Here is a 24696-nt window from a genome sequence, read left to right on the forward strand (position 1 = left end):
CTTTACCATACAACGCGCATTTGCATAAAACATCAGCATGTAGAAAAAAGAAGCCTTCTCACGATGGAAAAGACTTCTTCTCTTCTTTTGTCTCACCTGCTGGCTCCATATGAACATGAGAGTGTAAAATATCATGTTCCTTCTTCATTCTACGTTCGATCTCATCTGCAATATCATGGCTTTCTGCAATGTTCAAGTGCGGCTCGACCTCCACTACTACATCCACATGGACCGTACTTCCGAGATACCGTGCCTTAATATCTTTCAAATCGCCCACTCCAGGTGTTGCTTCAATGGTCTCTTTATATTTGGACATATCTTTTATATGAAAACCGTCCGTTAACGAATGAGAAGCATCTCTGAAAATCTCCCACGCCGTTTTACAAATAATGAGGCCAATGACAAACGCTGCAAGCGTATCAATCCATGCCAGCTGAAATTGAGAGGCGATAATCCCTACAAATGTTCCAATACTCACATACGCATCTGATTTATTATCAGCTGCTGCTGCATGAAGAGCCTGGCTATTGATCCGTTTGGACAGATTGCGGTTGTAAATATACACGCCGTACATCACCACAGCACTTCCTGCTGCCGTCCAAGCTGCGATCATATCAGGCGTTTGATGCTCAGATGAGAAGAGCGACCGGCCCGCACTCAGCAGAACCTGAAGTCCAACAAGCATCATAATAAAGGACGCCACAAGAGACGCAATATTCTCTGCTCTAAAATGACCGTATGGATGATCTTCATCAGGCGGCTTTTGAGAAATACGCAGCCCAATCAACACAGCAAGGGATGCAATAATATCCGTCGTATTATTCAATCCATCTGCCGAAAGAGCCTCTGAATGAAACACATACCCAATTAGAAGTTTCACCGCTGATAAGATCACATAGGCAATGATGCTGACCCAAGCACCTGTTTCACCTTGTCTTAATTCGTTATAGCGCTCCATGTCGAACCGCGCCTCCTCACACATCACTTTTCTATTATTTATCTTACAAAGCAAAGCCCGTGTGGGTCTACAGCAACATGATTCGCTTGTGTCAGCAAAATAGGATACATAGAAATGTGTTGACCTAAGTAAACTTATTTTTATAAGGTCAATTGACCTCAAGACCTACTCCCATCAACCTTTTTCCAATTCACTCTGTGATGAACATCTGGCAATATCACTCTTTCTAGAAAATTGTCAGAATAATTTTATTTTGAGAGCCAACTTCTCCCCATCCTATCTTATGCTATTTTTAAGAATGAACAGAGGAAAAAGAGGGAACATAATCTCTCAAATCCTTTATACTTTTTAACATCATGTTAAGAGGTTTGAAATGTCAGTTTGATAACCTGTCCAATGCTGAATGACAATTCAGTATGATAAAATTTAAAATATTCTAAAAACAATTTCTCTATGAAGAGAAATGTTTGGAGGTAAAGACATGTCCAACATGACAAACGGTCTTCAAAAAAATCTGAAAACAAGACATATTTCAATGATCTCCATTGCTGGGGTTATTGGCGCAGGGCTATTTGTTGGTAGCGGCGCTGTCATTCATTCTGCAGGGCCTGGAGCCATTCTTTCCTATTCTTTTGCCGGACTTCTGGTGATCTTTATTATGAGAATGCTTGGAGAAATGGCATGCGCCTATCCGACAAGCGGTTCCTTCTCACAATATGCGAGTGATGCCATCGGTCCATGGGCCGGGTTTACAATCGGCTGGCTTTACTGGTTCTTCTGGGTGATCGTCATCGCCATCGAAGCCATTGCCGGTGCTGCCATTATTCAGTATTGGTATGGAGATGCACCTGTTTGGCTCACAAGTCTTATCCTCACTATCCTCTTAACATTAACGAATATCTTTTCTGTTAAATCTTTTGGCGAATTTGAATACTGGTTCTCATTAATAAAAGTCGTCAGCATTATTCTCTTTCTACTCATCGGTTTTGCATTTATCTTTGGTTTTGGCGGTCATCATACTGCAGGTCTTGCCAATTTAACGGGGAACGGTGGTTTCCTTCCAAATGGATTCAGCTCTGTTTTACTCGGAATTGTCGTCGTCATCTTTTCCTTCATGGGAACCGAGATTGTGGCAATAGCGGCCGGAGAATCAGCAGACCCAGTCAAGTCTGTGACAACAGCTACCCGCTCTGTTGTATGGCGTATCATCGTGTTCTACGTCGGATCCATCGCTGTCGTTGTGACTTTGCTTCCATGGAATTCAGCGAGTATTTTAACAAGCCCGTTCGTTGCGGTATTAGAATACATCGGCGTTTCATCAGCTGCTCAAGTCATGAACGTCATTGTTTTAACAGCCGTTCTATCTTGCTTAAACTCTGGGTTGTACACAACGTCCAGAATGCTTTATTCATTGGCAGAAAGAGGCGAAGCACCGAAACGCTTTATGAAAATCAGCAAACGTGGTGTTCCTGTAGCGGCTACAGTCGCAGGCACCTTCTTTTCCTACATTGCCGTCATGATGAACTACTTTTATCCTGAAACCATCTTTTTGTTCTTAGTCAATGCATCCGGCGCCATTGCCCTTCTTGTCTACTTGGTCATTGCTGTTTCACAATTAAGAATGCGCCGTAAAATCGAAAAAGAAAATCCAGAGCAGCTCAAAATCAAAATGTGGCTGTTCCCATATCTCACGTACTTTACCATTTTGGTCATTTGCGCCATCTTGGCATCGATGCTGTTTATCGAATCAATGAGACCACAGCTCATTTTGACAAGTATCATTACCTTCGGTGTGCTTGCCGCTTATTTCGTCTTTAAACCGAATAAAAAAGTGCCTGCAAATGCAGCGCTTGAAAATAAACACCCGTAATGCTCCCGCTGAAAAGCGGGTTTTTTTATTTTATTCACCTATTTTCATGTCCGCACTTATACTGTATCAAATTGGATTATAAGTGAGGATTAGACGACATGAACCTAGAAAAATTTGTTGACGAGCTTCCAATTCCAGAAGTCGCGAAGCCCGTCAAAAAGAACCCAAGACAAACGTATTATGAAATTGCTATGGAGGAGGTATTCCTAAAAGTTCATAGAGACCTGCCCCCAACCAAGCTATGGACCTATAATGGCAGTTTGCCTGGTCCAACCATTCAAGCGAATCGAAATGAAAAAGTCAAAGTGAAATGGATGAACAAATTGCCGTTGAAGCATTTCCTGCCGGTCGATCACACCATTCATGCCGGCCATCATGATGAACCAGAAGTCAAAACGGTCGTTCATCTGCATGGCGGCGTCACACCAGCAAGCAGTGACGGCTATCCAGAGGCTTGGTTTTCACGAGACTTTGAAGCAACCGGCCCCTTCTTTGAACGAGAGGTATACGTATACCCAAATCATCAGCAAGCCTGCACATTGTGGTATCACGATCATGCGATGGCATTGACACGATTAAATGTGTACGCCGGCTTAGCTGGGTTTTATTTGATCTCTGATGCGTTTGAAAAGTCCTTAGAGCTGCCGAAAGATGACTATGACATTCCTTTAATGATCATGGACCGTACGTTTCAGGAGGATGGCTCACTGTTTTATCCTAGCAGACCAAACGACACGCCAGAAGACAGTGACCTACCAGACCCATCCATCGTGCCCTTTTTTTGTGGAGAAACGATTTTAGTCAATGGAAAAGTATGGCCTTATTTAGAAGTAGAGCCGCGAAAATACCGCTTTCGTATCTTAAATGCGTCCAATACTAGAACTTACGAGCTGCATCTAGATAACGACGCCACAATCTTGCAAATTGGTTCCGATGGGGGCTTTTTGCCAAGACCTGTTCGCCATCAATCCTTTAGCATCGCACCTGCTGAACGTTTCGATGTCATCATCGACTTTTCAGCTTACGAAAACAAAACGATCACTCTCAAAAATACAGCCGGCTGCGGACAGGATGTGAATCCTGAAACAGATGCGAACATTATGCAATTCAAAGTCACACGTCCGCTAAAAGGGAGAGTACCTAAAACATTACGTCCGATTTTCAAACCGCTGCCAACGCTTCGGCCAAGTCAAGCTGATAGAGAGCGTACACTCACACTTAGCGGCACGCAGGATAAATACGGCCGCCCTATCCTATTGTTGGATAATCAATTTTGGAATGACCCTGTCACCGAAAATCCTCGTCTTGGCAGTCTAGAGGTTTGGTCCATCGTCAATCCAACCAGGGGCACACACCCTATTCATTTGCACCTTGTTCAATTTAGGGTTTTAGACAGAAGACCATTTGATACAGAAGTCTATCAATCGACAGGAGAAATCGTGTATACAGGACCAAACGAAGCGCCTCCTTTACATGAACAAGGCTACAAGGACACCATTCAGGCGCATGCTGGTGAAGTCATTCGGATCGTTGCTCGATTTGTTCCATACAGCGGCCGATATGTGTGGCATTGTCATATTTTAGAGCATGAAGATTATGACATGATGAGGCCGATGGATATCATTTAATAAAAATGAAACCACTCTTCCCGTAAATGCGTAGAAACTTGTATAAAACTTCTGATACACCAAAGGGCTAACGGACATCCATTCATTAGCCCTTTCAAAATGGAATAATAAATCGCATGAATGGTTTCTTTGAGCATTCAACACTTAAAATGTTGACGCAGCAAACCGATAATACTACTATATACCCATTGCATCTATCAAAAGGCACATAAGCCACAATGAACGAACAAATGGAAAATTGCGATAAAAAACGGAGGAGTTCAATTTGAATGAAGAAAAAGAGACTTGCCAGGTCACACAAGAAACAGCGGCAGGTAACATAGAAAAGCTTTCAATTCAGGAAAACGAGAGCATTTGGTCAAATATTGAACAGCTAACAATTGAACTCGGTGAACAAAAAGAATTCAACCACTTCATTTTAGATGAAAAACAAAAGGCCATCAGTACATTATCTGCCCTCATTACAAAAGGCGATTGTGATGAAGAATTAAAGACTCATTTTGAACAAGCATTACATATCGGACTTTCTGTCATAGAGATCATGGAGATTATTAAGCACTGTACAAAAGTTGCTGGATTCCCTCACTCCATTAATGCCCTGTTTATCTTTCAAAATTTATTAGACAATAACACCAAATAAATCAGTGAAAACGAGAAGTCATCTGTCCTCTCGTTTTTTATGTACACTCATATTACTCTCTTTCTTTTCCTCTGTCACATAAGCAAAATACGAAAATACCACACGTTTCCTGCTTAAAAATTGCTTTCCCTTCCATGAATTCCTCAATTTCACCATCATTTCAAGCGGCAAAATAAAAAAACGTCCAGTTATATCAAATAACTGAACGTACCCTTTATCGATTGACAGTGAAATTGTTAACAATTCCGCCATCCTTCTCCCAAGCGGCTTCCACTGTTTTCTTCTTGATATTGTATTCAAATATCGTTCTTACCTTTGCTTTTCGTCCGGTGTCATCCTTTAATTCCTTTGCGTTTTTAGCAACACCTAAGAAATAAACAGAAGATCCGTCCGTAGAAAATTGCGGCTGTGCGGCACTTAAAATATGCACATTCTTACTGTTCTTAACGAGTGTCGCCTGTTTTCCTGTTTCTACATCAAGCATTTTAATAGAGGATACTTCTTTTTCGTTTCGCACCTTCACTTCTGTATAAATCAATGTCTTATGATCTGGTGAAAATGAAATATCATTGATCGTTTGCGAGATACGTGTAATACGCTTCCCCTTCGCACCTGTTTGAAGGGTGATCTTCATGGTCGTTGGTTCAGGGTCTCTTCCCTTTTCATTCGCTTCATCGGTTTTCTTGTAATCTTCTTTTAAGGAATAATGCTGGATTGCCAGAAGGTTTGACGCCGGATCATAAGCAAAAGAACTCACCGTATCATCCTTGCTTTTTTCTGGATATAACACCTTCATTTTTTGTGTGTTCAAATCATAAGAAGCGACATAAAATTGTTCGCCAGAATCCTTATTATACCTGAGATATAACTGCTTCCCGTCCCCAGACAGCCTCATACTGTCGATGGAATCATCACTCGTAAACAGCGTTTTTTCTTCATCTGTTTTCACATTCAATTCTCGAATACTCACTTTTTGCGTGTCTTCATCCGTATACGTGTAATATAAAAGCTGTTTCGTAGAATCATAAGCAATCGAAGGATATGCTGTCAGTTTCTCCGTATGAAGCGCCCGGTCATGCAGGTAATACGTATTGTTTAACTGTTGATCTGTAAATGAAACGAGTAATTCGTCTTTTGCATCTTGATTTGTTTTCACTTTTCCTGCATGCTTTGCCTCTTGCCCCGGCTTCATCATGAAGAAAATGACTGCCGCAATCACTGCGACTCCGATGACCGTGATGATCCACCATGTTGATTTTTTCATTGCCTTTCAGACCCTCTCTACAAGAAAAGAAGCCAGAAAATGAACTTTTCCCGCTTCTCTGCATGCCTATGTATTAATAAGTGTAATGCCCTTTTACGACACCTTTACTTGTTTTATACCCTAGTGCTTTGAATGCTTTTGGACTGACGTCTAATACAGCGTTTGGCATTCTGCCTACATCATATTTATATACTGTAATCACTTTATGTGGTTTCGCTTTTGTTGTCACTCTAAGTTTTGTACCTTTTTTCGGTACGTCAAATCCCATTTTAGTTGCTGCATCCCAATGACCGAGTTTTTTTCCATCTGCGCCCTTTTTACCGACACCATTATACCAAGTAATATTGCCGCTTACTTTTTTTGCACTTGCTCCATGTGAGAAACTAAACGCCAAAAATAAACTAGCTACTGTTACGATTGTCGCGATAAGCTTTTTATTCATTAAAAAATCCTCCGTATTTGGTTTCTGCACTTATTATACATGAAGATGCCCCCAGTTATTTTACAGTCACATTACAATTCGGATACAAGTTGACCACTTTATGACCGATTTTGTTCACAAAAAATACCAAAATCGGCCAAAACAATGTAAGTAGCCCCTCTCTTTCATTTTATATAATAAAAGTGAATCCAATTTAAGGAGGAATTTTTATGAAAAAGTGGTTCATCGTTTTGAGTGTAAGTTTGGCCTTCGTTTTGATGCTATCAAGTATCCCTGCCTCAGCAGCTGGTCCCCGTCACGGTGCGATTGTGACACAAACGGATGAAGCCAAATGGTCAGGTATCTCTGCTGATATTGTGCTGCCGAAAACAGCCACTATTAAAAATGGCTATGCGGACTGGTACCTCGGTCTCGGCTCTGCCGTTGTAGAGAGCGGTATTTCAAAAACGTCTTCTGGCTATAAGGTCTTTCTTGGCAGCGGCTCACAAGGCGGCAGTCAATACTGGAACAGTGAGTACGATAAGAGCATTACGGATGGTGCACGTGTCAACTTAAAGCTCATCAACAATGGTGATGGCACAGTGTCACTATACGTCAATGGGAAATTGCGCTATAAGCAGCCTGTTTTCAACCCTAGTCGTCTGAAAAACCTCGATGTCGTCAAAATGGTTCACGGCGTCCAAGATAATGGAACAAACAGCTACTCACAAGCAAGTTTCTCGAATGTACAGCTTCGTGCGAATACTTCAGGAAGTGTCTATAAAAAATGGGATGGAACAATCAAATCATCGCTTTTACGTAAAAATTTAGAGTCTGGTGCTGCGGCTCCTAAATTCACCGTCATTTCTTCTGTTCCATTAAGTACAAGCCTTTCAGCACAATAAGAAAAAAGCGCCCTATTTTGGGTGCTTTTTATTGTTCACAGCTTATCAACACTTCTCTTTTAATCAAAACTAGGATTCGTGGTAACATAAACATACATACTTCGCAGAAAAAAGGAGAACGAACGTGAGAAAAAGTCTACTTGTTTTCATGAGCCTAGTTGCAAGTCTCTTCATACTAGCAGCTTGCTCGAATACGACAAACGAACAAAAAACAGAAACGAAGACACTTCCAACGATTAATGAACGCATTCAAAAAGAAACGAAAGAAGTCATGGAACAGTCTAAACTTATAAAAGACACGGATATCACTGTTGATCAAAAGAAAAAAGTCATTTCTTTAAATGTAACAGCTTCCTCTGATACCAATAGTGATTACGCTGAAGTCATCGGTTTAAACTTTGCCAAGACGCTGGCTATCGGGGCATCAACTGAAAAAGAAAACAATCTGCACAAACCAGAAAATGACAGCCTTGGCGCCCTCTATTCCTTTTACGACCTAAACATCACCGTAAAACAAGAAAACGGCAAAGTACTGGCAAAAGGAAAGAAAAAAACAAATGAAACAAAAATCACGTGGGAAAGAGCCCAATAATTTATGGTTTTTTACGATGAAAAAAGCTTGTAGAGGACTTCTCTACAAGCCTTTTTTCATGTTTATTCAGTCAAATCGTCTCTCATCGCATCGACTAGTGTGTGAATATCTGAGTGAGTCCTTGATGCTATTCGTACCAACAAATCATCTATACACTCATACAAATGATGTTCCCTCAAAATATACTCCTTATAAAATGGAATGACAAAGAAATAGAGCAAATCAGCCAATTCAAGTGCAACGTTATCGTCATCCTCATCTTCTAACGCCTGTCCAACACTTTCAATCAACCAAATCAAATCTGCTTTCTTTTCAATCGGGACATACATCAGTAAATGAATATCATCCGTATCCTTCGTTTGTAAAATCCGCTCAGCCGCTTCCTTTGACAGCGCCCCAATTTCTGTAGAAGATATATTCACAACAGCTAATTCATCCTCTGATCTCACTCGATTCATTTGCAGCAAGTTTTGGTCCATCTCGACTCACTCCCCATTCTCAGATACTTTTATTATAAGGAATTGATCTGATTTTTTATGGAAATAGTGAATTTTTTTATGTAATTTTAAAGAAAATGTGACATTATAAGCCAAGATATCTCATTTCTCTCAAAACAAAAAAAGCACTCTTGATCATAAGAGTGCTTTTCTCATACATCCTTTACTCTCTTTTTCATCGCATCAGCCATTTCCAGGTCACCCTCTGCTTCCAACTTTTCAATGATGTGAGCATAATCCCTTTCATGGCGATTTTGGCTTAGTTTAAAAGCAGCCTGAACTTCATCAATGATGATTTTAAAGCCCACAATCCCTTTCATTTGTTTCTCTAACAGTTCATCAGACAATGTATCCCATAAAACAGGCTGTTCTCTGTGGCTTTCGTATGTTTCCAGCATCGTGGTTAATTCTTTTACCAGTTCCCCTTTTTCTAACAGCACAGCCTTTCCATATACATGGACTGCCTGATAATTCCATGTCGGTACGGCTTCTTTTTCATACCATGAAGAGGATATATAGGCATGCGGCCCTTGAAAGATGACGAGCACCTTCTCATTTTCTTCAAACGTTTTCCACTGTGGATTTCCAATCGCCATATGCCCTGTAATCACATACGAATCTTCAACTTGATGAAAACTCACTGGAATATGTGTCGCAATGGGTTTTTCATCCGTTGTGGTCACAACTGTTGCAAATGAATTTGATTGAATAAATGATTTGATTTTCTCCATATCTTTCATTTGAAAAAATGATGGAACATGCATGTTCTCTTCCCCCTTTTAGATCAGCTCAGTGTTTTGGTCATAATGAGATCCATTTGCTCTTCGTCCCCCATAAGGAATGCATGCACTCCTGTTTGAACAAACCCTAGCTTTTGATAAAATGCGATGGCCGCTTTGTTGTGCTCCCACACCCCAAGCCAAACATCACGTTTATGATATTTCTTCGCGATCTCAAAGGCTTGATTGATTAAATATCGGCCTAATCCTTGGTTTTGAAAGGACTGCTTAATATAAATTCTTTCAATCTCTAACGCTTCACTTCCCATCTCTTCTGACTGCGCATCATCCATATTGACCTTCAAATAACCAGCAACTTCGCCATTCACTTGAACAAAATAGAACTGTGAAGATGGATGATGTAATTCTTTTAACAGCTGGTTCGGATGAAAGGCTGTCTTTACGTAAGCATCGATATGTTCCGCTTTGTTTTGATTCTGAAAGGTTTCTATAAATGTGTCGATACCGACTTTTTGCAGCTCTTCTATATGCTGTTCATTACATGGAATAAAAGTGACGGTCATTGAAGTCATCACTCCTTATCATTTAGTAGCGTCTCTTATTTCCTTTTTTCACATAATCCCAATCTTTTTCGATATTTTTTCTCACCCTTAGAAGATACTCATATATCTGTTCTGCTTCCTCTTCAGAAAATCCATCCAGCGCTACTTGATTCGAATAATCATTTTCTCGTTTGATCATTGGATATACCGCTTCCCCTTTATCAGTGGGAAACAGCTTTTTGATTTTTTTATTCACTCGATCATCTTTCTTCTCAATAAAACCATGCAGTTCTAATTTTTTGATAGCACGAGCAGCTGTTGTTCGATCCACCTTGATCATTTCCGCCAGCTTTTCCTGAATGATGCCAGGCTCTTCACAGATACGCACAAGATACAAATACTGCCCCTTCGTTAAATCGTACTCTTTAAATTCAATATTACTTATAGAATCAAGCGCCCGAGCGATGACGCCAATCTCTCGCAAAATCTCTCTCATTTATCACGACTCCTTTTGTTGCATTTACAACATAAAACATAACAATATTATAGTTTATTTTTGTTGTAAACACAATAAAAAAACACCTTCATTGAGAAAGTGTTTTTTCATTTTCTTTATTTCGCTCGTTTCTTTAATAGTGGTAATCGTTACAAAAAATAACGATCTCTGATCATCGCGAACGAAGGTGGTTAGGCAATGGGAAAAAGAAGAAGAGAGCTCATAATATGCCACTACATTTTATCATATATATTCGTTGCTAGAAGATAATTTCCCTTTATGCAACCGCCTCTTTTTATAACATAATCTCTCCAGTTTTATTAGCCATTATTCGTAAGAGTCCACATAGATTAAAATTAGAATTTTTACCTTTAACAACCATCATTAAAATGATGAATATAATGGTTTAATTTAGGAACTATAAAAAGGTGACCAATCGTCAAGAAAGGAAGGTCGCTTAATGAATATTTTACAATTAGGGAGGATGACAATGGGAATTTTAAGTGGAAATCCAACGGATGAACCTATGCACTATGGTGAAGTGTTTGGTACATGGTCTTACTTGATGGTAGCTAAAGGTTTAGTTGCTGGTTATCAAACCCACTTAAACCATGCAGGTGACGAAGACTTACAAAAATTAATTGAAGAAGCTATTCAGGGTGGGCAACAAGAAATCAAAGAAATTGAAACTTTATTAAAAGAAAATGGAATCGGCTTACCTCCAACACCTCCTGAACGACCTAAAGCTTGTATAGACGATATTCCAGTAGGGGCACGTTTTCAAGATCCAGAAATAGCCGCTGGTCTTTCGGCGAACATTGCGGCAGGCTTAGTATCGTGTAGCACAATTATGGGGCAATCCATTCGAGAAGACATAGCTATGATGTTTGGACAGTTTCATGTTCAAAAGACAGCACTTGGAGCAAAAGCCCTTAGACTTAACAAAGAAAAAGGATGGTTAATTCCACCACCTCTTCATCATAGCAAAGCAGAAGATTGCTAATAATAAGATGATTAAACATTAAAGAGTAGACTTTTAGGGTTTACTCTTTTCTTGCTAAGCTTTATACTTTCTACAAATTGAAAACTCTCCGTCACTCTCTTTACAGCCATTATATTTTTCCATTCCCATCGATTGCCTCTGAGCCAACATCATCAGCACTAGAAGATCAATTCCTTTAATATACCTAAAAATATCTTCCTCAGATTTAAAAGCTCCTATTACTATAGGTTGTTTAAACATTGATAGCAACTAACCAGTGGTTTAAAAACTTCGAGAGTAGCCTTTCTCTTTTATAGGAATATCTATACTCATATGACTGTTAATATGGAAGAAAAGGCCTCCCAACAGTTTTGCAAACTGATGAAAGGCCTTCTTCTATAGTTAACTTATTTGTCACAGGTTGCCTTGTTTTTAATAACACAAGGACAAATACGACGACAAGAAAAGCATATTATTATTTCAGACGTTGATATAACAAGGTTTTGAAACCCTGATTACATCATGCCGCCCATACCGCCCATGCCGCCCATATCCGGCATTCCGCCGCCTGAGCCGCCTTCTTCTGGTTTGTCAGCAACGACTGCTTCAGTTGTTAGAAGCATTGCTGCAACAGAAGCTGCGTTTTGAAGTGCAGAGCGAGTTACTTTTGTTGGGTCAACGATTCCTTTTTCGATCATGTTTACCCATTCGTTTGTTGCTGCGTTGAAGCCTACGCCAATTTCTTCGTTTTTCAAGCGCTCAACGATGACTGATCCTTCAAGACCTGCGTTGTGAGCGATTTGACGGATTGGCTCTTCAAGAGAACGTAGAACGATGTTTACACCTGTTTGAACGTCACCATCTGCTTCGATTGAAGCGACTTTTTTGTATACATTCACAAGTGCTGTACCACCACCGGATACGATACCTTCTTCAACTGCTGCACGAGTTGAGTTCAGTGCATCCTCGATGCGTAGTTTGCGCTCTTTTAGTTCTGTTTCAGTTGCAGCCCCAACTTTGATGACAGCGACGCCGCCAGCTAGTTTTGCAAGACGTTCTTGTAATTTTTCTTTATCGAATTCAGAAGTTGTTTCTTCTACTTGCGCACGGATTTGGTTGACGCGTGCTGCGATTTGAGCAGAATCTCCTGAGCCTTCTACGATGGTTGTGTTTTCTTTTGTCACAACAACTTTAGACGCGCGACCAAGCTGACCGATTTCAGTTGATTTCAGGTCAAGTCCTAGGTCTTCTGTGATTAACTCTCCGCCAGTTAGAACAGAGATGTCTTCAAGCATTGCTTTACGACGGTCACCGAATCCAGGTGCTTTGACTGCCACTGCGTTGAATGTACCACGAAGTTTGTTCACAACAAGAGTTGCAAGTGCTTCGCCTTCTACATCTTCAGCAATGATCAATAATGGTTTTCCTTGTTGTACAACTTGCTCAAGTACAGGAAGGATTTCTTGAATGTTCGTGATCTTTTTATCAGTGATTAAGATGTAAGGATTTTCAAGAACCGCTTCCATCTTATCAGAATCAGTCACCATGTATGGTGAAGCATATCCGCGGTCAAACTGCATTCCTTCAACCACTTCAAGCTCAGTTGTGAACCCTTTAGATTCTTCGATTGTGATAACGCCGTCGTTACCTACACGCTCCATTGCTTCAGCGATTAGGCTGCCTACTTCTTCATCTGCTGCAGAAATAGACGCAACTTGAGCAATTGATTCTTTGCCTTCGATTGGTTTAGAAATCTCTTGCAAGCCTTCAAGTGCTACTTTCACTGCTTCTTCGATCCCTTTACGAACGCCAACAGGGTTTGCACCAGCTGTTACGTTTTTAAGACCTTCACGGATCATTGCTTGAGCTAAAACTGTTGCAGTAGTTGTACCGTCACCAGCTACGTCATTTGTTTTGCTTGCAACTTCAGCCACAAGTTTTGCACCCATGTTTTCAAATGCATCTTCTAATTCGATTTCTTTTGCAATCGTTACACCATCATTTGTGATAAGTGGAGAACCGAATTTTTTCTCAAGAACCACGTTACGTCCTTTAGGTCCTAAAGTTACTTTTACAGCATCTGCAAGTGCATCTACACCACGTAACATCGCGCGACGTGCTTCTTCACTGAACTTAATATCTTTTGCCATAATAACGAAACCTCCTCAGTCTTTTTAGAAATATATCTCAATGTTTTTTTATGTGATTAACCAATAACAGCTAAAATGTCGCTCTCACGAAGGATTAAATATTCTTTGCCTTCATATTTCACTTCAGTGCCTGCATATTTTGAGAAGATAATGCGGTCGCCTGTGTTTACTTCTAACGCAACGCGCTCACCACTTTCAAGTACACGACCTGAACCTGCTGCAACAATTTTACCTTCTTGCGGTTTTTCTTTTGCAGAATCCGGTAACACAATACCGCTAGCGGTTTTTTCCTCAGATTCAACGAGTTCAATGATTACGCGATCGCCTAATGGCTTTAACATAAGAAACAACCTCCTCAATTTTTATATGTAGTCTTTTTTTAGCACTCATCACCAGTGAGTGCTAACACATTTATTATAATAAAGAATGTCTTCTGTAATTTCAAGTAAAAACCTTTAAAAATTTTTACGCTTTCATGATCTTTTTTCAACTCAGATTCTTTCCTTTTCATCGAAAAAGAAGACTTGTGTTACAATAAATCTAGTTCTTTTAGTAAAGGGGTTTTCGTTACTTGAAAAAACAATATTGGTACATCATCTTAACGTATATATTGGTGCAGGTTTCTGCGATTCCTTATGTGTTCATCATGAAATGGTTAGGATTCATTCAGACACCGATGACACAAACAGAGCTCTCTAAATTGTCAGGAACATGGACAATCATCAGCTTCTGTATCGGATTAATCATTATTCTGCTCATTCTTCGGACTGTGCCAAAAGCTTCACTTCGAAATGAAGCACCGGTTTCAGTCGGGGTAGCTATCGCCTGGATCATTGGCGGTTTCTTTCTTTCCCTCTTTGCACAATCGATTGCAGGAGCGATTGAACAATATGCATTTGGCATTGGCCGTGAATCCGAAAATACTCAAGCCATCTTATCCATTATGGATGCAGTTCCATGGCTTGTAATTGTCATCGCCCTGATTGGACCGATATTAGAGGAAATCATTTTCCGAAAAATCATTTTTGGTGTGATTTATGAAAAAACGAACTTCTTTATTGGAGCGCTTGTCAGTTCAGTGGTATTCGCAGCTGTACACAATGATTTTGCTCATATCTTACTTTATACTGCGATGGGCTTTACCTTTGCCTTTTTATATGCGAAAACAAAACGAATCATTGTTCCAATCGGAGCTCATATGCTGATGAACTCGCTCGTCATTCTTGTGCAGATTGAGCCAGTAAGAAAAATGATTGAAGAACAATCTCAAACAATGCAAATGATTATTGGAGGCTTTTTCTCATGAGAAACCCTGTCGTATGGGGCGTCATTTATTTTGCCGTAGGTGTTGCTTTCACCTATATGGCCATTCAAAATCCAGGTGACATGTGGTCATTTTACAGCATTTTGCTGATGGTGTTTGCGGCCTATAATATCAATATCGCGTTTAAAATGTTTGCCTTCTCTGTCAAACTCAAAAAACAGCAGCAAAAATAAATCAAAAACCATTTTCTAATCTCTGGAAAATGGTTTTTTTATGGAGGACAAGTTTTCATGGAACAAGAAAAACTGAACATCTTAAATGAGCAGCATGAAGCGATTGGAGTTGCACCCCGTTCAGATATCCACGCCCAAGGCCTTTGGCACGAAACCTTTCATTTCTGGCTTCTCAAAAAGGAACATGACACCGTGTATCTCTATTTTCAGCTAAGAAGCCCCGCAAAAAAAGATTTTCCTGCTCTGTTTGATATCACAGCAGCAGGCCACCTTCTTGCAAATGAACAGCCTTCTGACGGTATGAGAGAGGTAAAAGAAGAGCTTGGTCTTTCTATCCCTTTTGAGGATCTGAACTTTGCAGGAGTTATACAGGATGAAATCCATCTGCCAAATTTCATCGATCGTGAATTTAGCCATGTATATCTTTACATTCATCAAGAAGAAGAGATGAACGTTCAATTACAAAAAGAAGAAGTCGCTGGACTTTACAGAGCAAAGCTAATGGATGCACAGCAGCTTTTCATGAGAAAATGTGAAAATATTCATCTGGAGGGCTTTGAAGTGGATGAAGCCGAAGAACAACGTGAGGAAAACAGAGTAGTCTGTGTACAAGATTTTGTCCCGCATGAGCCTGCCTATTATCAACATCTATTTCAAGCGATCAATCAATTCCTTTCACAATAGAAAAAGCATCGTGACCCTTATTTGGATCACGATGCTTTTTTATGAGACATCATAATTTTCTTTCTCCTCTGTCTCTGTTTGCTGCATTTTGCGATAGGTCACTCTCGAAATGACAATACTCACTTCGTACAAAACGAGCATCGGCAAGGTAACCATGAGGTGAGAAACGATCTCTGGCGGTGTAATCAGTGCGGCAATGACAAGGAGGACAAAATAGGCATACTTCCGTATTTTTGATAAAAACATCGGTGTGATGATGCCAAGTCTTGTGAGAAACATCAACACAACGGGCATCTGAAACAAAAAGCCAAATGGAAGTGTTAACTGCATCAGAAATGTAAAATACTCATGAATCCCAATCACTTGCTCTACATTTAAATCATTCGACATCCGCATCAGAAAATCGACGACAAAGGGAAACAAAATAAAATAAGAGAAAGCCACACCGCTCAAAAATAAAAGAAGTGCAATCGGAATGTAAGCAAGTGTCACCTTTCTTTCTTTATCATATAAGCCAGGACTCACAAATGCCCATAGCTGATATAAAATCACGGGACACGTCAAAACCAAAGCAATGACAAATGCGAACTGCATAAACACGTACAGAGGATCTGTGAGCTTAAACGCGTTCAGCGTCAGTGTCGCCGCTTCATCCGTATTTTGTAAATACACAATGACCGGCTTAGCGAGAAAAAAACCTGCCACCATAAAGGAAACAAAAAACATCGCAATGATCACTAAACGTTTTCGCAGTTCCACAATATGCTCCATAAGCGGCATATCTTTGACATTCATGAAGCTCATCCTATTCTACTGATCTTCTTTTTTCTTATTTTCTTCCTGATCATCAGCTAAACCTTTTGTGGCATTTTTAAATTCACGTAATGTATCTCCTGCTGCTCTTCCTAATTGAGGAAGCTTTTTCGGCCCAAAAATAATGAGCGCAACAATCGCAATCAGAACCAAACTTCCAGGACCAATCGGACCCATTTGCTCCACCCCCTTTACCCCTTTTCGTCAATCCTCCTGTGTAACAGAGTAATGCTTTAAGAAATACACAAGAGACTGAAGTTCAACCGCCAAATCTATATGATGAATTCGAATGTGTTCCGGCACATTCAATCGAGCCGGCGTAAAGTTAAGGATTCCTTTGATGCCAAGGGCAATCAAACGATCTGTAATGGATTGAGCTGCTACGGCAGGTACTGTCAAAATGGCAACAGGAATATCTCCTACCTCTTGAACATGCTCTTCAAGCTTATCCAAATCATAGACAGGCACGCCGCCTATCTCACTTCCTATTTTACTCTCATTGACGTCAAAAGCCATTGAAATTTTTGTATTATTATTTTTGATGAAATTATAGTGTAAAAAAGCAGTCCCTAAATTCCCGACACCGATGAGCATGACATTGGTCATTTCATCTTGGTCAAGTGTCTTTCTGAAGAAGGTCAAGAGGTAATCGACATTATAGCCATACCCTTTCTTCCCAAGTGCACCAAAGTACGAAAAATCTCGGCGAATGGTGGCAGAATCCACTTTGACTGCATCACTAAGCTCTGCCGATGACACCCTTTGTTTTCCTGATGCATGCAGATTTTTTAAAAAACGGTAATATAGCGGCAAACGTTTGGCTGTCGCTTGTGGAATTTTTGACTGATCTATATTCATATAAGGTCCTCCAACTTAAATATCAGATGCTCTGTGAAAATCACCGTTTTTCCCGCCTGTCTTTTCAATTAAATAGGTAGGACCGATGATCATGCCTTTATCAATCGCTTTGCACATGTCGTAAACGGTCAGTGCACATACTGAAGCAGAAGTGAGCGCTTCCATCTCCACACCCGTACTTCCTTTTGTTTTCACCTGTACTTGTATGTTCAGAATGTACGCATTTCCGTCTTCCTCCCAATCAAAGGAGATATCCACGCCTTTTAGTGCAAGCGGATGACACATTGGAATGATGGTAGATGTTTGCTTTGCTGCCATGATGCCAGCAACCTGTGCAACAGACAGCACATCCCCTTTTCCAATTTCACGTTGTTGTATTTTATGAAACACTTCTTTTATCATACGAACGCTTGAAGCAGCAACGGCGGTTCTCACTGTAGACGATTTGTCACTAATGTCGACCATCTTTGCTCTTCCCTGTTCGTTAAAGTGGCTAAATTGACTCATCTTTCAACGCTCCCTCACTCAAATGATACACTATTTTTTCCTATCTGTCTTTCATTTGAATATGGCGATTGTATGTAACATTTGCCGGTTTACTGCTGATAAGCTACACTTAACATATTATAGCAGAGGTGAAGTTACATGATGATTCTACAAGTGAATCAGCTGTCCAAATCGTTTGGTGCTGATACCGTTTTAACGAATATAAAATTAGAAGTCAAAGCAAGGGATCGGATTGCCATTGTAGGTCGTAACGGCGCAGGCAAATCCACGCTTTTGAAAATCATTGCCGGTCAATTGTCTTACGAGCAAGGTGAGATCATCAAACCGAAAGACCTATCGATCGGCTATTTAGCACAGCATACCGATGTGACATCTACACGTACGTTAAAAGACGAATTATTATCGGTTTTTGATCATTTAAAAGGGATAGAACAAGAGATGAGAATCATTGAGGAGAAAATGGCTTCCTCCACAGGTTCTGAGCTGGATTCCCTCATGAAAACCTATGACAGACTGCAGCAGGAATTTAAAGATCAAGGCGGCTATCAATACGAAGCAGATGTCCGCTCCATTCTTCATGGGCTGGGCTTTAGTCACTTTGAAGATGAGACAACCGTTCAATCCTTAAGCGGCGGCCAGAAAACCCGTCTAGCGCTTGGAAAGCTCTTATTAATGAAACCAGAACTCTTAATTCTGGACGAGCCGACCAACCATTTAGATATTGATACCTTATCATGGCTGGAGCAATATTTGCAAAATTATACAGGCGCCATTCTGATCGTGTCCCATGACCGCTACTTCTTAGACAAAGTGGTGAACCATGTGTATGAAGTCTCAAGAACTGCCATGAAAAAGTTCGCAGGCAACTATAGTAAGTATCTTGAACTGAAAGCTGAGCAGCTAGAGCGTGATATGAAGCTCTACGAAAAGCAACAAGGAGAAATCTCAAAGCTCCAAGACTTCGTAGATCGCAACCTGGCAAGAGCCTCAACCACAAAGCGCGCTCAGAGCAGACGCAAGCAGCTGGAACGGATGGATCGTTTAGATAAGCCATTAGGTGATGAAAAATCCGCAAACTTTCATTTTGATATTACGAGACAAAGCGGCAATGATGTGCTGAAGGTACATGATCTCGACATTCGTTATGATGAAAAAACACCGCTCCTATCCTCCCTTTCTTTTCAGATCAAACGTGAGGATAGCGTGGCACTCATTGGTCCTAACGGGATCGGGAAATCAACCCTTTTAAAAACGTTAACGAACACATTAACGCCTGTAAAAGGCGACATCACCTTTGGATCTCATGTCACGATCGGCTACTATGACCAAGAACAAGCCAAACTGACATCCTCCAAAAAAGTGCTCAATGAGCTTTGGGATGACTATCCTCATATGAATGAAAAAGAAATTCGGACATGTTTAGGGAATTTCCTTTTTTCTGGTGATGACGTCTTAAAGCCCGTTCATGCATTAAGCGGTGGAGAAAAAGCCCGGCTTGCCCTGGCAAAGCTGATGCTCCAAAAAGCCAATTTCCTAATACTTGATGAGCCTACGAACCATTTGGACTTAGATAGTAAGGAAATTTTAGAGAATGCGCTGATCGATTATCCAGGAACCATCTTATTTGTTTCGCATGACCGTTATTTTATTAATCGACTAGCAACGAAAGTATTCGAGCTGTCGCGAGCGGAAACAAAAGAATACCTTGGTGACTATGACTACTACCTTGAAAAGAAAAATGAACAATTAGAGCTTGAGGCGTTTCAAGAAAATGAACCGCTTAAAAAACAAGCAGCAAAGCCAGTAGAAACAGCAAAGCTTTCTTATGCGGAAGAAAAAGAACTGAAAAAGAAAGAAAGACAAAAGCAGCGCAGAATCGAGGAAATTGAAAAGCGGATTGCTGTCATTGAAGAGAAACTTGGTGAAAATGAAGAGCTTCTATGTGATCCTGCTATTTTCCAAAATCATGAGAAGGTCCAAGACATTCAAACAGAAAATGATACGCTTAATCAAGAGCTTGAATCACTTTTCGCGGAGTGGGAAGAGCTATCCGAATCTTAAAGAGTGCCCAAATGGGTGCTCTTTTTTCTTTCAGTGAAAATTTATTATCCACATTAATATCCACAAAAACTTCTTTGTTATTCTTAAAAATTTTGAACTTATCCACTTTATACACAGGTTTTTAACCACATATCCACACAAAATTTCTTTTTTATACACATTCTCTTCATTTTAAAACAAAATTTTCAAATAATTGTGGATATATAACGTTTACATGTGAATAAATCGCTTTCATTGAAAATGAAAAAAACCTGTGTATCCACAGGAGTTTTCATTCATATGAGACAAGCGGTAAGCCCGGCTGGCCATTCATCGCCATATCGCCTCTTATTCCCTTTTCAAACGCAATGGTTCCAGCAGCAGCGATCATGGCTGCATTGTCTGTGCAAAGAGATAACGGCGGAATAATGACCTTCACGTCAGGTAGCTTTGTGAATGCTGTCGTCAAAGCTTCTCTCAGTCCTTTATTGGCAGCGACTCCACCAGCTAGGACAACCTGCTTTACGCCATAGGCTTCAGCCGCTTTTAATGTTTTCCCAACAAGCACCTCAATGACGCTTGCTTGAAAACTTGCTGCCAAATTCTCTGGAGCAATTGTTTCTCCCTTTTGAGATGCATTGTGTAATGTGTTAATTACAGCTGATTTTAATCCACTAAAGCTAAAGTGATAGGAACCTTCTTCAAGCCATGCACGAGGAAGTTTAATCGTTGGCTCTCCTTCATGTGCTAACCGATCAATATGAGGTCCACCTGGATACGGGAGACCCATCGTTCGAGCCACTTTATCGTAGGCTTCTCCAGCCGCATCATCTAATGTTTCTCCGATGACCTCAAAAGATCCATGCTCCTTCATTAGCACAAGTTCAGTATGTCCACCAGAGACAACAAGAGCCAAACATGGAAACTGTAATTCATCTACAAGCTGGTTTGCATAAATATGCCCAGCAATATGATGTACACCAACAAGAGGAATCTGATGAGCAAAGCTTAGTGCCTTGGCTGCGTTGACACCGATCAGAAGGGCACCGACTAAGCCCGGTCCTTCTGTGACAGCAATGGCATCTAAATCCTGAAAGCTCATATTGGCCTGTGTCATCACTTCTTCCAATACGATGGTAACTTGTTCCACGTGATGTCTTGAAGCGATTTCTGGTACAACACCGCCAAATCGTTTATGACTTTCTATTTGCGAGGCCACAACATTCGCCACAATTTCTTTCCCATTTTTTACAATGGATGCAGCTGTTTCATCACAGCTTGTCTCTATACCTAATATGAATCGATCTGTTTGTTCACTCATTTATATTCACCCACATGACCAATGCATCTTCCCCATTATCCGTATAATAATTCTTTCGAATAGAAGCTGGTCTGAAACCAAGCTTTTCATAAAGGGATTGTGCAGGTGTATTCGAAACCCGCACCTCTAAAGAAAGATGATCTGTCTTTTTTTCTTTGCAAAATTCCATGACATATCGCAGCAATGCTTCCCCGTAGCCCTTTCCTCTATGCTCAGGGAGAATCGCAATGTTCGTAATTTGTGCATCGTCCATGACGATCCAGACCCCGCAATACCCAACAGGCTGTTTATCTTCTTCAATGAGGAAATAATGGCTGTACTGGTTATGGAGAATCTCATAGACAAATGATTCTTTTTTCCAAGGTGCAGTAAATGAATGCACTTCAATCGTATACACCTCTGGAATGTCCGCTACCGTCATTTTTCGAATCTCTGTTATGTTGAGATTATTTTTGTCCTTCAAGCCATTTCACTTCCGCTTCTGCCAAACGAATATAGTTAGGAACAAGCTGATGAACATCTTCAGCAGGACGATCTGTCCCTAAAAACGCAAGCATTGAAGGTCTTGGGTTTTGAAAAGCTCCCTCTGCTATCACAGCAGTTTCTCCTAAAATGGAGCGAATGCTCTCTTCATGAAGATGCACATCCTGCCCAAGAAATAGGACAGGCTTTCCTGTCTGCTTCAGCTCATGAAGCCAATCCGTGAGCAAGATATTTTGGTCTGGTTTGATCTCTTTAATTTTTCCTTCTTCAAACGTATATAGCCCAGTATAAACTTGTCCTCTTCTCGCATCAAATAGTGGCGAGATCCATCCATCAAAGTATTGACCATTTGCCGCAAGTGTTTCTAAACTTGAAACAGCCGATATCGGGATAGACAGCGTCCACGCGAGTGTTTTTGCAATGGTCACACCAATTCGGACACCAGTGTAGGAACCAGGTCCTTTCGCTACAACGATTTTACTTAGTTCACTTGGCGCTACACCACATTCTTTCATTAATGCCTCAACAGTCGGCATCGCTCGGACGGAATGGTTCTTTTTTAAATACGTGATGCTCTCACCAATCACTGTGGAACCTTTTACAAGGGCAATTCCTAGTGTATGGTTAGACGTATCAATTGCCAGTATGGTCAAATTCTTTCATCTCCTTACAAAGGGTCTTATAGCGTTCCCCTTTTGCACTAAACGTGAGATGACGTTCTTCTTCACGTTCTGTTCTCAGCATTTCTATTTTCAAATAGGTGGAAGGCAATTGAGGTCCAATGAGATGTGCCCACTCAACCAAGCATACACCTTCGCCCTCAAAATATTCTTCGAGCCCAATATCTTCTTCCGCATCTTCCATGCGGTACACGTCCATATGATAAAGTGGCAGTCTGCCATCGGTATATTCTTTAATAATCGTAAAGGTAGGGCTGTTGACGATACGGGTAATCCCTAAGCCTTCTGCAAAACCTTTTGAAAAAGTAGTTTTGCCTGCACCTAAATCCCCTTCTAATGTCAAAACATCGCTTGGCATCACAAGTTTGGCCAAAGCAGCGGCAATTCGTTTCGTCTCATCCGCACCTTTTGTCGTCCATGTTAATTTCACAGTTATGTCACCTCATTTCTTAAAATGATTATATCCTTTTTTCATTAACATTGTTTGCTGTTTATTGTCTTTTAATATAACGCTTGCTGATTGATCACCTTTGACTTGTCCAATGCGTTTGACTTGAATGTCTTCTTTTCTACATTGCATTTCAAAGCTTTCCCAATCAGCCTCTGGAATCGTACCAGTTAATACAAAGTCTTCCCCGCCAAATAACACCCATTCCAGCCAGTCTTTACGCAGCACTGGTAAATCTGGATGTGTGGGGAGCTTGTTTGCTTCTATCTCTATCGTCACATGACTCGCTTCGGCTATCTCATTCAGCTCACTCGCTAATCCATCACTCACATCATTCAAGGTGACCCGTGGGAAGCTTGAGCAAATATGTCCAGCAGCAATGTGAGGCTGAGGCTTTTTATGACGATCAAGAAAAAAGGCTTTGTCGACTGCCTTGGTAGGGGTTACTTCGTTCATTAAAAGTGATAAGCCAGCAGCTGATGAACCAAGCTCACCTGTGACAAAGACGACGTCTCCTGTCTGAGCACTGTGACGATAACAAGCTGTTCCCTTGGGAACCTCGCCAATGACCGTCACTGTAATGACAAAGTCACTGCGAGTGGCGACTGTATCTCCACCAATTAAATCCATATGATAGGTGTCAGCCAATGCTTTCATTCCCTCGTAAAGAGCTGAGACGATCGTCTCATCACCATGAGGGGGGATCGCAATCGATACAAGATAATACTTTGGGGTTCCTCCCATTGCGGCGATATCACTGACATTGACCGCTAGTGCTTTAAAGCCAATCTCAAAAGGTGTGGAAAAATCAAAGCGAAAATGAACATACTCCACCATTGTATCAACACAAACGACCTCTTCACAATGTGAATGAGGTTGATAAACACTTGCATCATCACCGATGCCCATAACCAAAGAACGCTGATGTGTTTCTTTTGGTGTAATTCGGCGAATAAGATCAAATTCATCCATAAAAAGCAGCCCCTTCATGCAATCAATTGATTGAGTAGACACGATGTCAGACATAATTAGTATTAGTGTAAGCCAATATGAGTTTCAATTCCAATTAAAAATGATATAAAGAAAGCCTGGTATGAAAAAACCAGGCTGGGTTGAAGTGATCTATCTTTTTCTTTTCACATAACGTGTAGCCAAACACAAACCAATTCATTGCATCTTGGATACGTACGAAAAGAAAAAGACATAAAAAAAAACGAAACTATACGTTTTCGTTTACAAGTCATAAAAATGGCGGTCCGGACGGGACTCGAACCCGCGACCTCCTGCGTGACAGGCAGGCATTCTAACCAACTGAACTACCGGACCATTTTGGTTGCGGGGGCAGGATTTGAACCTGCGACCTTCGGGTTATGAGCCCGACGAGCTACCGAACTGCTCCACCCCGCGATGATATAAATATGACAAGCTTGGCGGCGTCCTACTCTCACAGGGGGAGACCCCCAACTACCATCGGCGCTGAAGAGCTTAACTTCCGTGTTCGGTATGGGAACGGGTGTGACCTCTTCGCTATCGCCACCAAACCTGATGGAGAGAATGTTCTCTCAAAACTAGATAACAATGTTCAAGCTTCACATTAGAATATAGGTTAAGTCCTCGATCTATTAGTATCTGTCAGCTCCACGTGTCACCACGCTTCCACCTCAGACCTATCAACCTGAT

The 24696-nt window shown here is 40.8% G+C and carries 29 protein-coding genes, 2 tRNA genes and 1 rRNA gene; 10 read left to right on the forward strand and 22 right to left on the reverse strand.

Annotated elements, in window-relative coordinates; genetic code table 11:
* Positions 1–58: 58 nt before the first annotated feature.
* Positions 59–958 (reverse strand): cation diffusion facilitator family transporter, encoded by a 900-nt coding sequence (locus C6347_RS17380; RefSeq protein ID WP_060595662.1) that lies wholly within the window; start codon positions 956–958, stop codon positions 59–61.
* Positions 959–1439: 481 nt separating this feature from the next.
* Between C6347_RS17380 and gabP the strand changes: the two genes are divergently transcribed.
* The 3 genes from gabP to C6347_RS17395 all read left to right on the forward strand — a co-directional run bounded on the left by gabP (position 1440) and on the right by C6347_RS17395 (position 5096).
* On the forward strand, positions 1440–2828 hold the full coding sequence (gene gabP, locus C6347_RS17385; protein WP_106071918.1) for a GABA permease: 1389 nt from the start codon (positions 1440–1442) through the stop codon (positions 2826–2828).
* A 98-nt stretch (positions 2829–2926) separates the two neighbouring features.
* Positions 2927–4456 (forward strand): multicopper oxidase family protein, encoded by a 1530-nt coding sequence (locus tag C6347_RS17390; protein ID WP_060595661.1) that lies wholly within the window; start codon positions 2927–2929, stop codon positions 4454–4456.
* A 265-nt stretch (positions 4457–4721) separates the two neighbouring features.
* Positions 4722–5096, forward strand: coding sequence for a carboxymuconolactone decarboxylase family protein (locus C6347_RS17395; RefSeq protein WP_034664837.1), 375 nt, complete (start codon positions 4722–4724; stop codon positions 5094–5096).
* Positions 5097–5114: 18 nt separating this feature from the next.
* On the opposite strand, the gene C6347_RS17400 is transcribed toward C6347_RS17395, so the two are convergent.
* The 3 genes from C6347_RS17400 to C6347_RS17410 all read right to left on the reverse strand — a co-directional run bounded on the left by C6347_RS17400 (position 5115) and on the right by C6347_RS17410 (position 6802).
* Positions 5115–5339, reverse strand: coding sequence for a hypothetical protein (locus C6347_RS17400; protein ID WP_034664841.1), 225 nt, complete (start codon positions 5337–5339; stop codon positions 5115–5117).
* Positions 5311–6360: a hypothetical protein gene (locus C6347_RS17405; protein ID WP_066031250.1), complete on the reverse strand. Its 1050-nt coding sequence runs from the start codon at positions 6358–6360 to the stop codon at positions 5311–5313. The genes C6347_RS17400 and C6347_RS17405 overlap by 29 nt, the downstream gene beginning before the upstream one ends.
* A gap of 73 nt (positions 6361–6433) precedes the next feature.
* Positions 6434–6802 carry an RlpA-like double-psi beta-barrel domain-containing protein gene (locus C6347_RS17410; RefSeq protein WP_003213878.1) on the reverse strand — a complete coding sequence of 123 codons (369 nt, stop codon included), beginning with the start codon at positions 6800–6802 and terminating at the stop codon, positions 6434–6436.
* Between the two features lie 209 nt (positions 6803–7011).
* Here C6347_RS17410 and C6347_RS17415 point away from each other — a divergent pair, with 209 nt between their 5' ends.
* Positions 7012–7686 (forward strand): hypothetical protein, encoded by a 675-nt coding sequence (locus C6347_RS17415; protein WP_034664848.1) that lies wholly within the window; start codon positions 7012–7014, stop codon positions 7684–7686.
* Positions 7687–7810: 124 nt separating this feature from the next.
* Entirely contained in the window at positions 7811–8278 is a 468-nt protein-coding gene (locus C6347_RS17420) for a hypothetical protein (protein ID WP_066031251.1), read from the forward strand.
* A gap of 62 nt (positions 8279–8340) precedes the next feature.
* Here C6347_RS17420 and C6347_RS17425 read toward each other — a convergent pair whose 3' ends face one another.
* From C6347_RS17425 to C6347_RS17440, 4 genes are all read right to left on the reverse strand, one after another.
* A complete protein-coding gene (locus tag C6347_RS17425) occupies positions 8341–8757 on the reverse strand; it encodes a hypothetical protein (RefSeq protein ID WP_106071919.1) in 417 nt (138 codons plus the stop codon).
* A gap of 170 nt (positions 8758–8927) precedes the next feature.
* Positions 8928–9539, reverse strand: a complete 612-nt coding sequence (locus C6347_RS17430) for an FMN-binding negative transcriptional regulator (protein ID WP_060595654.1) — start codon at positions 9537–9539, stop codon at positions 8928–8930.
* A gap of 20 nt (positions 9540–9559) precedes the next feature.
* Positions 9560–10078: a spermidine/spermine N(1)-acetyltransferase gene (gene paiA / locus C6347_RS17435; RefSeq protein ID WP_106071920.1), complete on the reverse strand. Its 519-nt coding sequence runs from the start codon at positions 10076–10078 to the stop codon at positions 9560–9562.
* 22 nt (positions 10079–10100) lie between these two features.
* Entirely contained in the window at positions 10101–10553 is a 453-nt protein-coding gene (locus C6347_RS17440) for a MarR family winged helix-turn-helix transcriptional regulator (RefSeq protein ID WP_034664870.1), read from the reverse strand.
* Between the two features lie 490 nt (positions 10554–11043).
* Between C6347_RS17440 and C6347_RS17445 the strand changes: the two genes are divergently transcribed.
* Entirely contained in the window at positions 11044–11556 is a 513-nt protein-coding gene (locus C6347_RS17445) for a DUF3231 family protein (RefSeq protein ID WP_060595652.1), read from the forward strand.
* 494 nt (positions 11557–12050) lie between these two features.
* Here the strand turns inward: C6347_RS17445 and groL are convergent, their stop codons facing one another.
* Both groL and groES read right to left on the reverse strand, forming a co-directional pair.
* Entirely contained in the window at positions 12051–13685 is a 1635-nt protein-coding gene (gene groL, locus C6347_RS17455; RefSeq protein ID WP_106071922.1) for a chaperonin GroEL, read from the reverse strand.
* Between the two features lie 56 nt (positions 13686–13741).
* On the reverse strand, positions 13742–14026 hold the full coding sequence (gene groES, locus C6347_RS17460) for a co-chaperone GroES (RefSeq protein WP_003214120.1): 285 nt from the start codon (positions 14024–14026) through the stop codon (positions 13742–13744).
* Between the two features lie 230 nt (positions 14027–14256).
* On the opposite strand from groES, the gene C6347_RS17465 reads away from it, so the two are divergent.
* Genes C6347_RS17465 through C6347_RS17475 form a run of 3 tightly spaced genes read left to right on the forward strand, consistent with a single transcriptional unit; the run spans position 14257 to position 15866 of the window.
* Positions 14257–14991: a CPBP family intramembrane glutamic endopeptidase gene (locus C6347_RS17465; protein WP_106071923.1), complete on the forward strand. Its 735-nt coding sequence runs from the start codon at positions 14257–14259 to the stop codon at positions 14989–14991.
* Positions 14988–15182: a YdiK family protein gene (locus C6347_RS17470; protein ID WP_034664886.1), complete on the forward strand. Its 195-nt coding sequence runs from the start codon at positions 14988–14990 to the stop codon at positions 15180–15182. Before C6347_RS17465 ends, C6347_RS17470 begins: the two co-directional genes overlap by 4 nt.
* Positions 15183–15239: 57 nt before the next feature.
* Entirely contained in the window at positions 15240–15866 is a 627-nt protein-coding gene (locus C6347_RS17475) for an NUDIX hydrolase (RefSeq protein ID WP_106071924.1), read from the forward strand.
* A gap of 39 nt (positions 15867–15905) precedes the next feature.
* On the opposite strand, the gene tatC is transcribed toward C6347_RS17475, so the two are convergent.
* Genes tatC through moaC form a run of 4 tightly spaced genes read right to left on the reverse strand, consistent with a single transcriptional unit; the run spans position 15906 to position 18044 of the window.
* A complete protein-coding gene (tatC, locus tag C6347_RS17480; RefSeq protein ID WP_258182084.1) occupies positions 15906–16670 on the reverse strand; it encodes a twin-arginine translocase subunit TatC in 765 nt (254 codons plus the stop codon).
* Positions 16671–16676: 6 nt separating this feature from the next.
* Positions 16677–16856 carry a twin-arginine translocase TatA/TatE family subunit gene (locus C6347_RS17485; protein WP_012009077.1) on the reverse strand — a complete coding sequence of 60 codons (180 nt, stop codon included), beginning with the start codon at positions 16854–16856 and terminating at the stop codon, positions 16677–16679.
* A gap of 27 nt (positions 16857–16883) precedes the next feature.
* Positions 16884–17537, reverse strand: a complete 654-nt coding sequence (locus tag C6347_RS17490; RefSeq protein WP_008355687.1) for a redox-sensing transcriptional repressor Rex — start codon at positions 17535–17537, stop codon at positions 16884–16886.
* Positions 17538–17552: 15 nt separating this feature from the next.
* Positions 17553–18044, reverse strand: a complete 492-nt coding sequence (gene moaC, locus C6347_RS17495) for a cyclic pyranopterin monophosphate synthase MoaC (RefSeq protein ID WP_066031256.1) — start codon at positions 18042–18044, stop codon at positions 17553–17555.
* A gap of 138 nt (positions 18045–18182) precedes the next feature.
* Here moaC and C6347_RS17500 point away from each other — a divergent pair, with 138 nt between their 5' ends.
* On the forward strand, positions 18183–20105 hold the full coding sequence (locus tag C6347_RS17500) for an ABC-F family ATP-binding cassette domain-containing protein (protein WP_106071926.1): 1923 nt from the start codon (positions 18183–18185) through the stop codon (positions 20103–20105).
* A gap of 271 nt (positions 20106–20376) precedes the next feature.
* Here C6347_RS17500 and tsaD read toward each other — a convergent pair whose 3' ends face one another.
* The 8 genes from tsaD to rrf all read right to left on the reverse strand — a co-directional run bounded on the left by tsaD (position 20377) and on the right by rrf (position 24557).
* Positions 20377–21405, reverse strand: coding sequence for a tRNA (adenosine(37)-N6)-threonylcarbamoyltransferase complex transferase subunit TsaD (tsaD, locus tag C6347_RS17505; protein WP_034664904.1), 1029 nt, complete (start codon positions 21403–21405; stop codon positions 20377–20379).
* Positions 21398–21826: a ribosomal protein S18-alanine N-acetyltransferase gene (gene rimI, locus C6347_RS17510; RefSeq protein ID WP_024424460.1), complete on the reverse strand. Its 429-nt coding sequence runs from the start codon at positions 21824–21826 to the stop codon at positions 21398–21400. The genes tsaD and rimI overlap by 8 nt, the downstream gene beginning before the upstream one ends.
* A gap of 25 nt (positions 21827–21851) precedes the next feature.
* On the reverse strand, positions 21852–22541 hold the full coding sequence (gene tsaB, locus C6347_RS17515; RefSeq protein ID WP_106071927.1) for a tRNA (adenosine(37)-N6)-threonylcarbamoyltransferase complex dimerization subunit type 1 TsaB: 690 nt from the start codon (positions 22539–22541) through the stop codon (positions 21852–21854).
* Entirely contained in the window at positions 22522–22998 is a 477-nt protein-coding gene (tsaE, locus tag C6347_RS17520) for a tRNA (adenosine(37)-N6)-threonylcarbamoyltransferase complex ATPase subunit type 1 TsaE (protein WP_106071928.1), read from the reverse strand. Before tsaE ends, tsaB begins: the two co-directional genes overlap by 20 nt.
* Positions 22999–23010: 12 nt before the next feature.
* A complete protein-coding gene (gene thiL / locus C6347_RS17525; RefSeq protein ID WP_060595644.1) occupies positions 23011–23988 on the reverse strand; it encodes a thiamine-phosphate kinase in 978 nt (325 codons plus the stop codon).
* A gap of 277 nt (positions 23989–24265) precedes the next feature.
* Positions 24266–24342 (reverse strand) — tRNA-Asp (locus tag C6347_RS17530).
* Between the two features lie 4 nt (positions 24343–24346).
* Positions 24347–24423, reverse strand: a tRNA-Met gene (locus C6347_RS17535).
* Between the two features lie 18 nt (positions 24424–24441).
* Positions 24442–24557, reverse strand: a 5S ribosomal RNA gene (gene rrf, locus C6347_RS17540).
* Positions 24558–24696 lie beyond the last annotated feature (139 nt).

The organism is Bacillus sp. NMTD17 (assembly GCF_002998735.1).
In the GTDB taxonomy this organism is placed as follows: domain Bacteria; phylum Bacillota; class Bacilli; order Bacillales; family Bacillaceae; genus Bacillus.

Excerpts from the sequence above, each read along its gene's own strand:
- C6347_RS17405 (WP_066031250.1), bottom strand. The coding sequence starts at position 6,360 with ATGAAAAAATCAACATGGTGGATCATCACGGTCATCGGAGTCGCAGTG.
- groES (WP_003214120.1), bottom strand. The coding sequence starts at position 14,026 with ATGTTAAAGCCATTAGGCGATCGCGTAATCATTGAACTCGTTGAATCT.
- moaC (WP_066031256.1), bottom strand. The coding sequence starts at position 18,044 with ATGAGTCAATTTAGCCACTTTAACGAACAGGGAAGAGCAAAGATGGTC.
- C6347_RS17475 (WP_106071924.1), top strand. The coding sequence starts at position 15,240 with ATGGAACAAGAAAAACTGAACATCTTAAATGAGCAGCATGAAGCGATT.
- C6347_RS17485 (WP_012009077.1), bottom strand. The coding sequence starts at position 16,856 with ATGGGTCCGATTGGTCCTGGAAGTTTGGTTCTGATTGCGATTGTTGCG.
- C6347_RS17440 (WP_034664870.1), bottom strand. The coding sequence starts at position 10,553 with ATGAGAGAGATTTTGCGAGAGATTGGCGTCATCGCTCGGGCGCTTGAT.
- C6347_RS17390 (WP_060595661.1), top strand. The coding sequence starts at position 2,927 with ATGAACCTAGAAAAATTTGTTGACGAGCTTCCAATTCCAGAAGTCGCG.
- groL (WP_106071922.1), bottom strand. The coding sequence starts at position 13,685 with ATGGCAAAAGATATTAAGTTCAGTGAAGAAGCACGTCGCGCGATGTTA.
- paiA (WP_106071920.1), bottom strand. The coding sequence starts at position 10,078 with ATGACCGTCACTTTTATTCCATGTAATGAACAGCATATAGAAGAGCTG.
- C6347_RS17425 (WP_106071919.1), bottom strand. The coding sequence starts at position 8,757 with ATGGACCAAAACTTGCTGCAAATGAATCGAGTGAGATCAGAGGATGAA.
- C6347_RS17500 (WP_106071926.1), top strand. The coding sequence starts at position 18,183 with ATGATGATTCTACAAGTGAATCAGCTGTCCAAATCGTTTGGTGCTGAT.
- C6347_RS17430 (WP_060595654.1), bottom strand. The coding sequence starts at position 9,539 with ATGCATGTTCCATCATTTTTTCAAATGAAAGATATGGAGAAAATCAAA.
- thiL (WP_060595644.1), bottom strand. The coding sequence starts at position 23,988 with ATGGATGAATTTGATCTTATTCGCCGAATTACACCAAAAGAAACACAT.
- C6347_RS17380 (WP_060595662.1), bottom strand. The coding sequence starts at position 958 with ATGGAGCGCTATAACGAATTAAGACAAGGTGAAACAGGTGCTTGGGTC.
- C6347_RS17490 (WP_008355687.1), bottom strand. The coding sequence starts at position 17,537 with ATGAATATAGATCAGTCAAAAATTCCACAAGCGACAGCCAAACGTTTG.
- tsaD (WP_034664904.1), bottom strand. The coding sequence starts at position 21,405 with ATGAGTGAACAAACAGATCGATTCATATTAGGTATAGAGACAAGCTGT.
- rimI (WP_024424460.1), bottom strand. The coding sequence starts at position 21,826 with ATGACGGTAGCGGACATTCCAGAGGTGTATACGATTGAAGTGCATTCA.
- tatC (WP_258182084.1), bottom strand. The coding sequence starts at position 16,670 with ATGAGCTTCATGAATGTCAAAGATATGCCGCTTATGGAGCATATTGTG.
- C6347_RS17415 (WP_034664848.1), top strand. The coding sequence starts at position 7,012 with ATGAAAAAGTGGTTCATCGTTTTGAGTGTAAGTTTGGCCTTCGTTTTG.
- C6347_RS17470 (WP_034664886.1), top strand. The coding sequence starts at position 14,988 with ATGAGAAACCCTGTCGTATGGGGCGTCATTTATTTTGCCGTAGGTGTT.
- C6347_RS17445 (WP_060595652.1), top strand. The coding sequence starts at position 11,044 with ATGGGAATTTTAAGTGGAAATCCAACGGATGAACCTATGCACTATGGT.
- gabP (WP_106071918.1), top strand. The coding sequence starts at position 1,440 with ATGTCCAACATGACAAACGGTCTTCAAAAAAATCTGAAAACAAGACAT.
- C6347_RS17410 (WP_003213878.1), bottom strand. The coding sequence starts at position 6,802 with ATGAATAAAAAGCTTATCGCGACAATCGTAACAGTAGCTAGTTTATTT.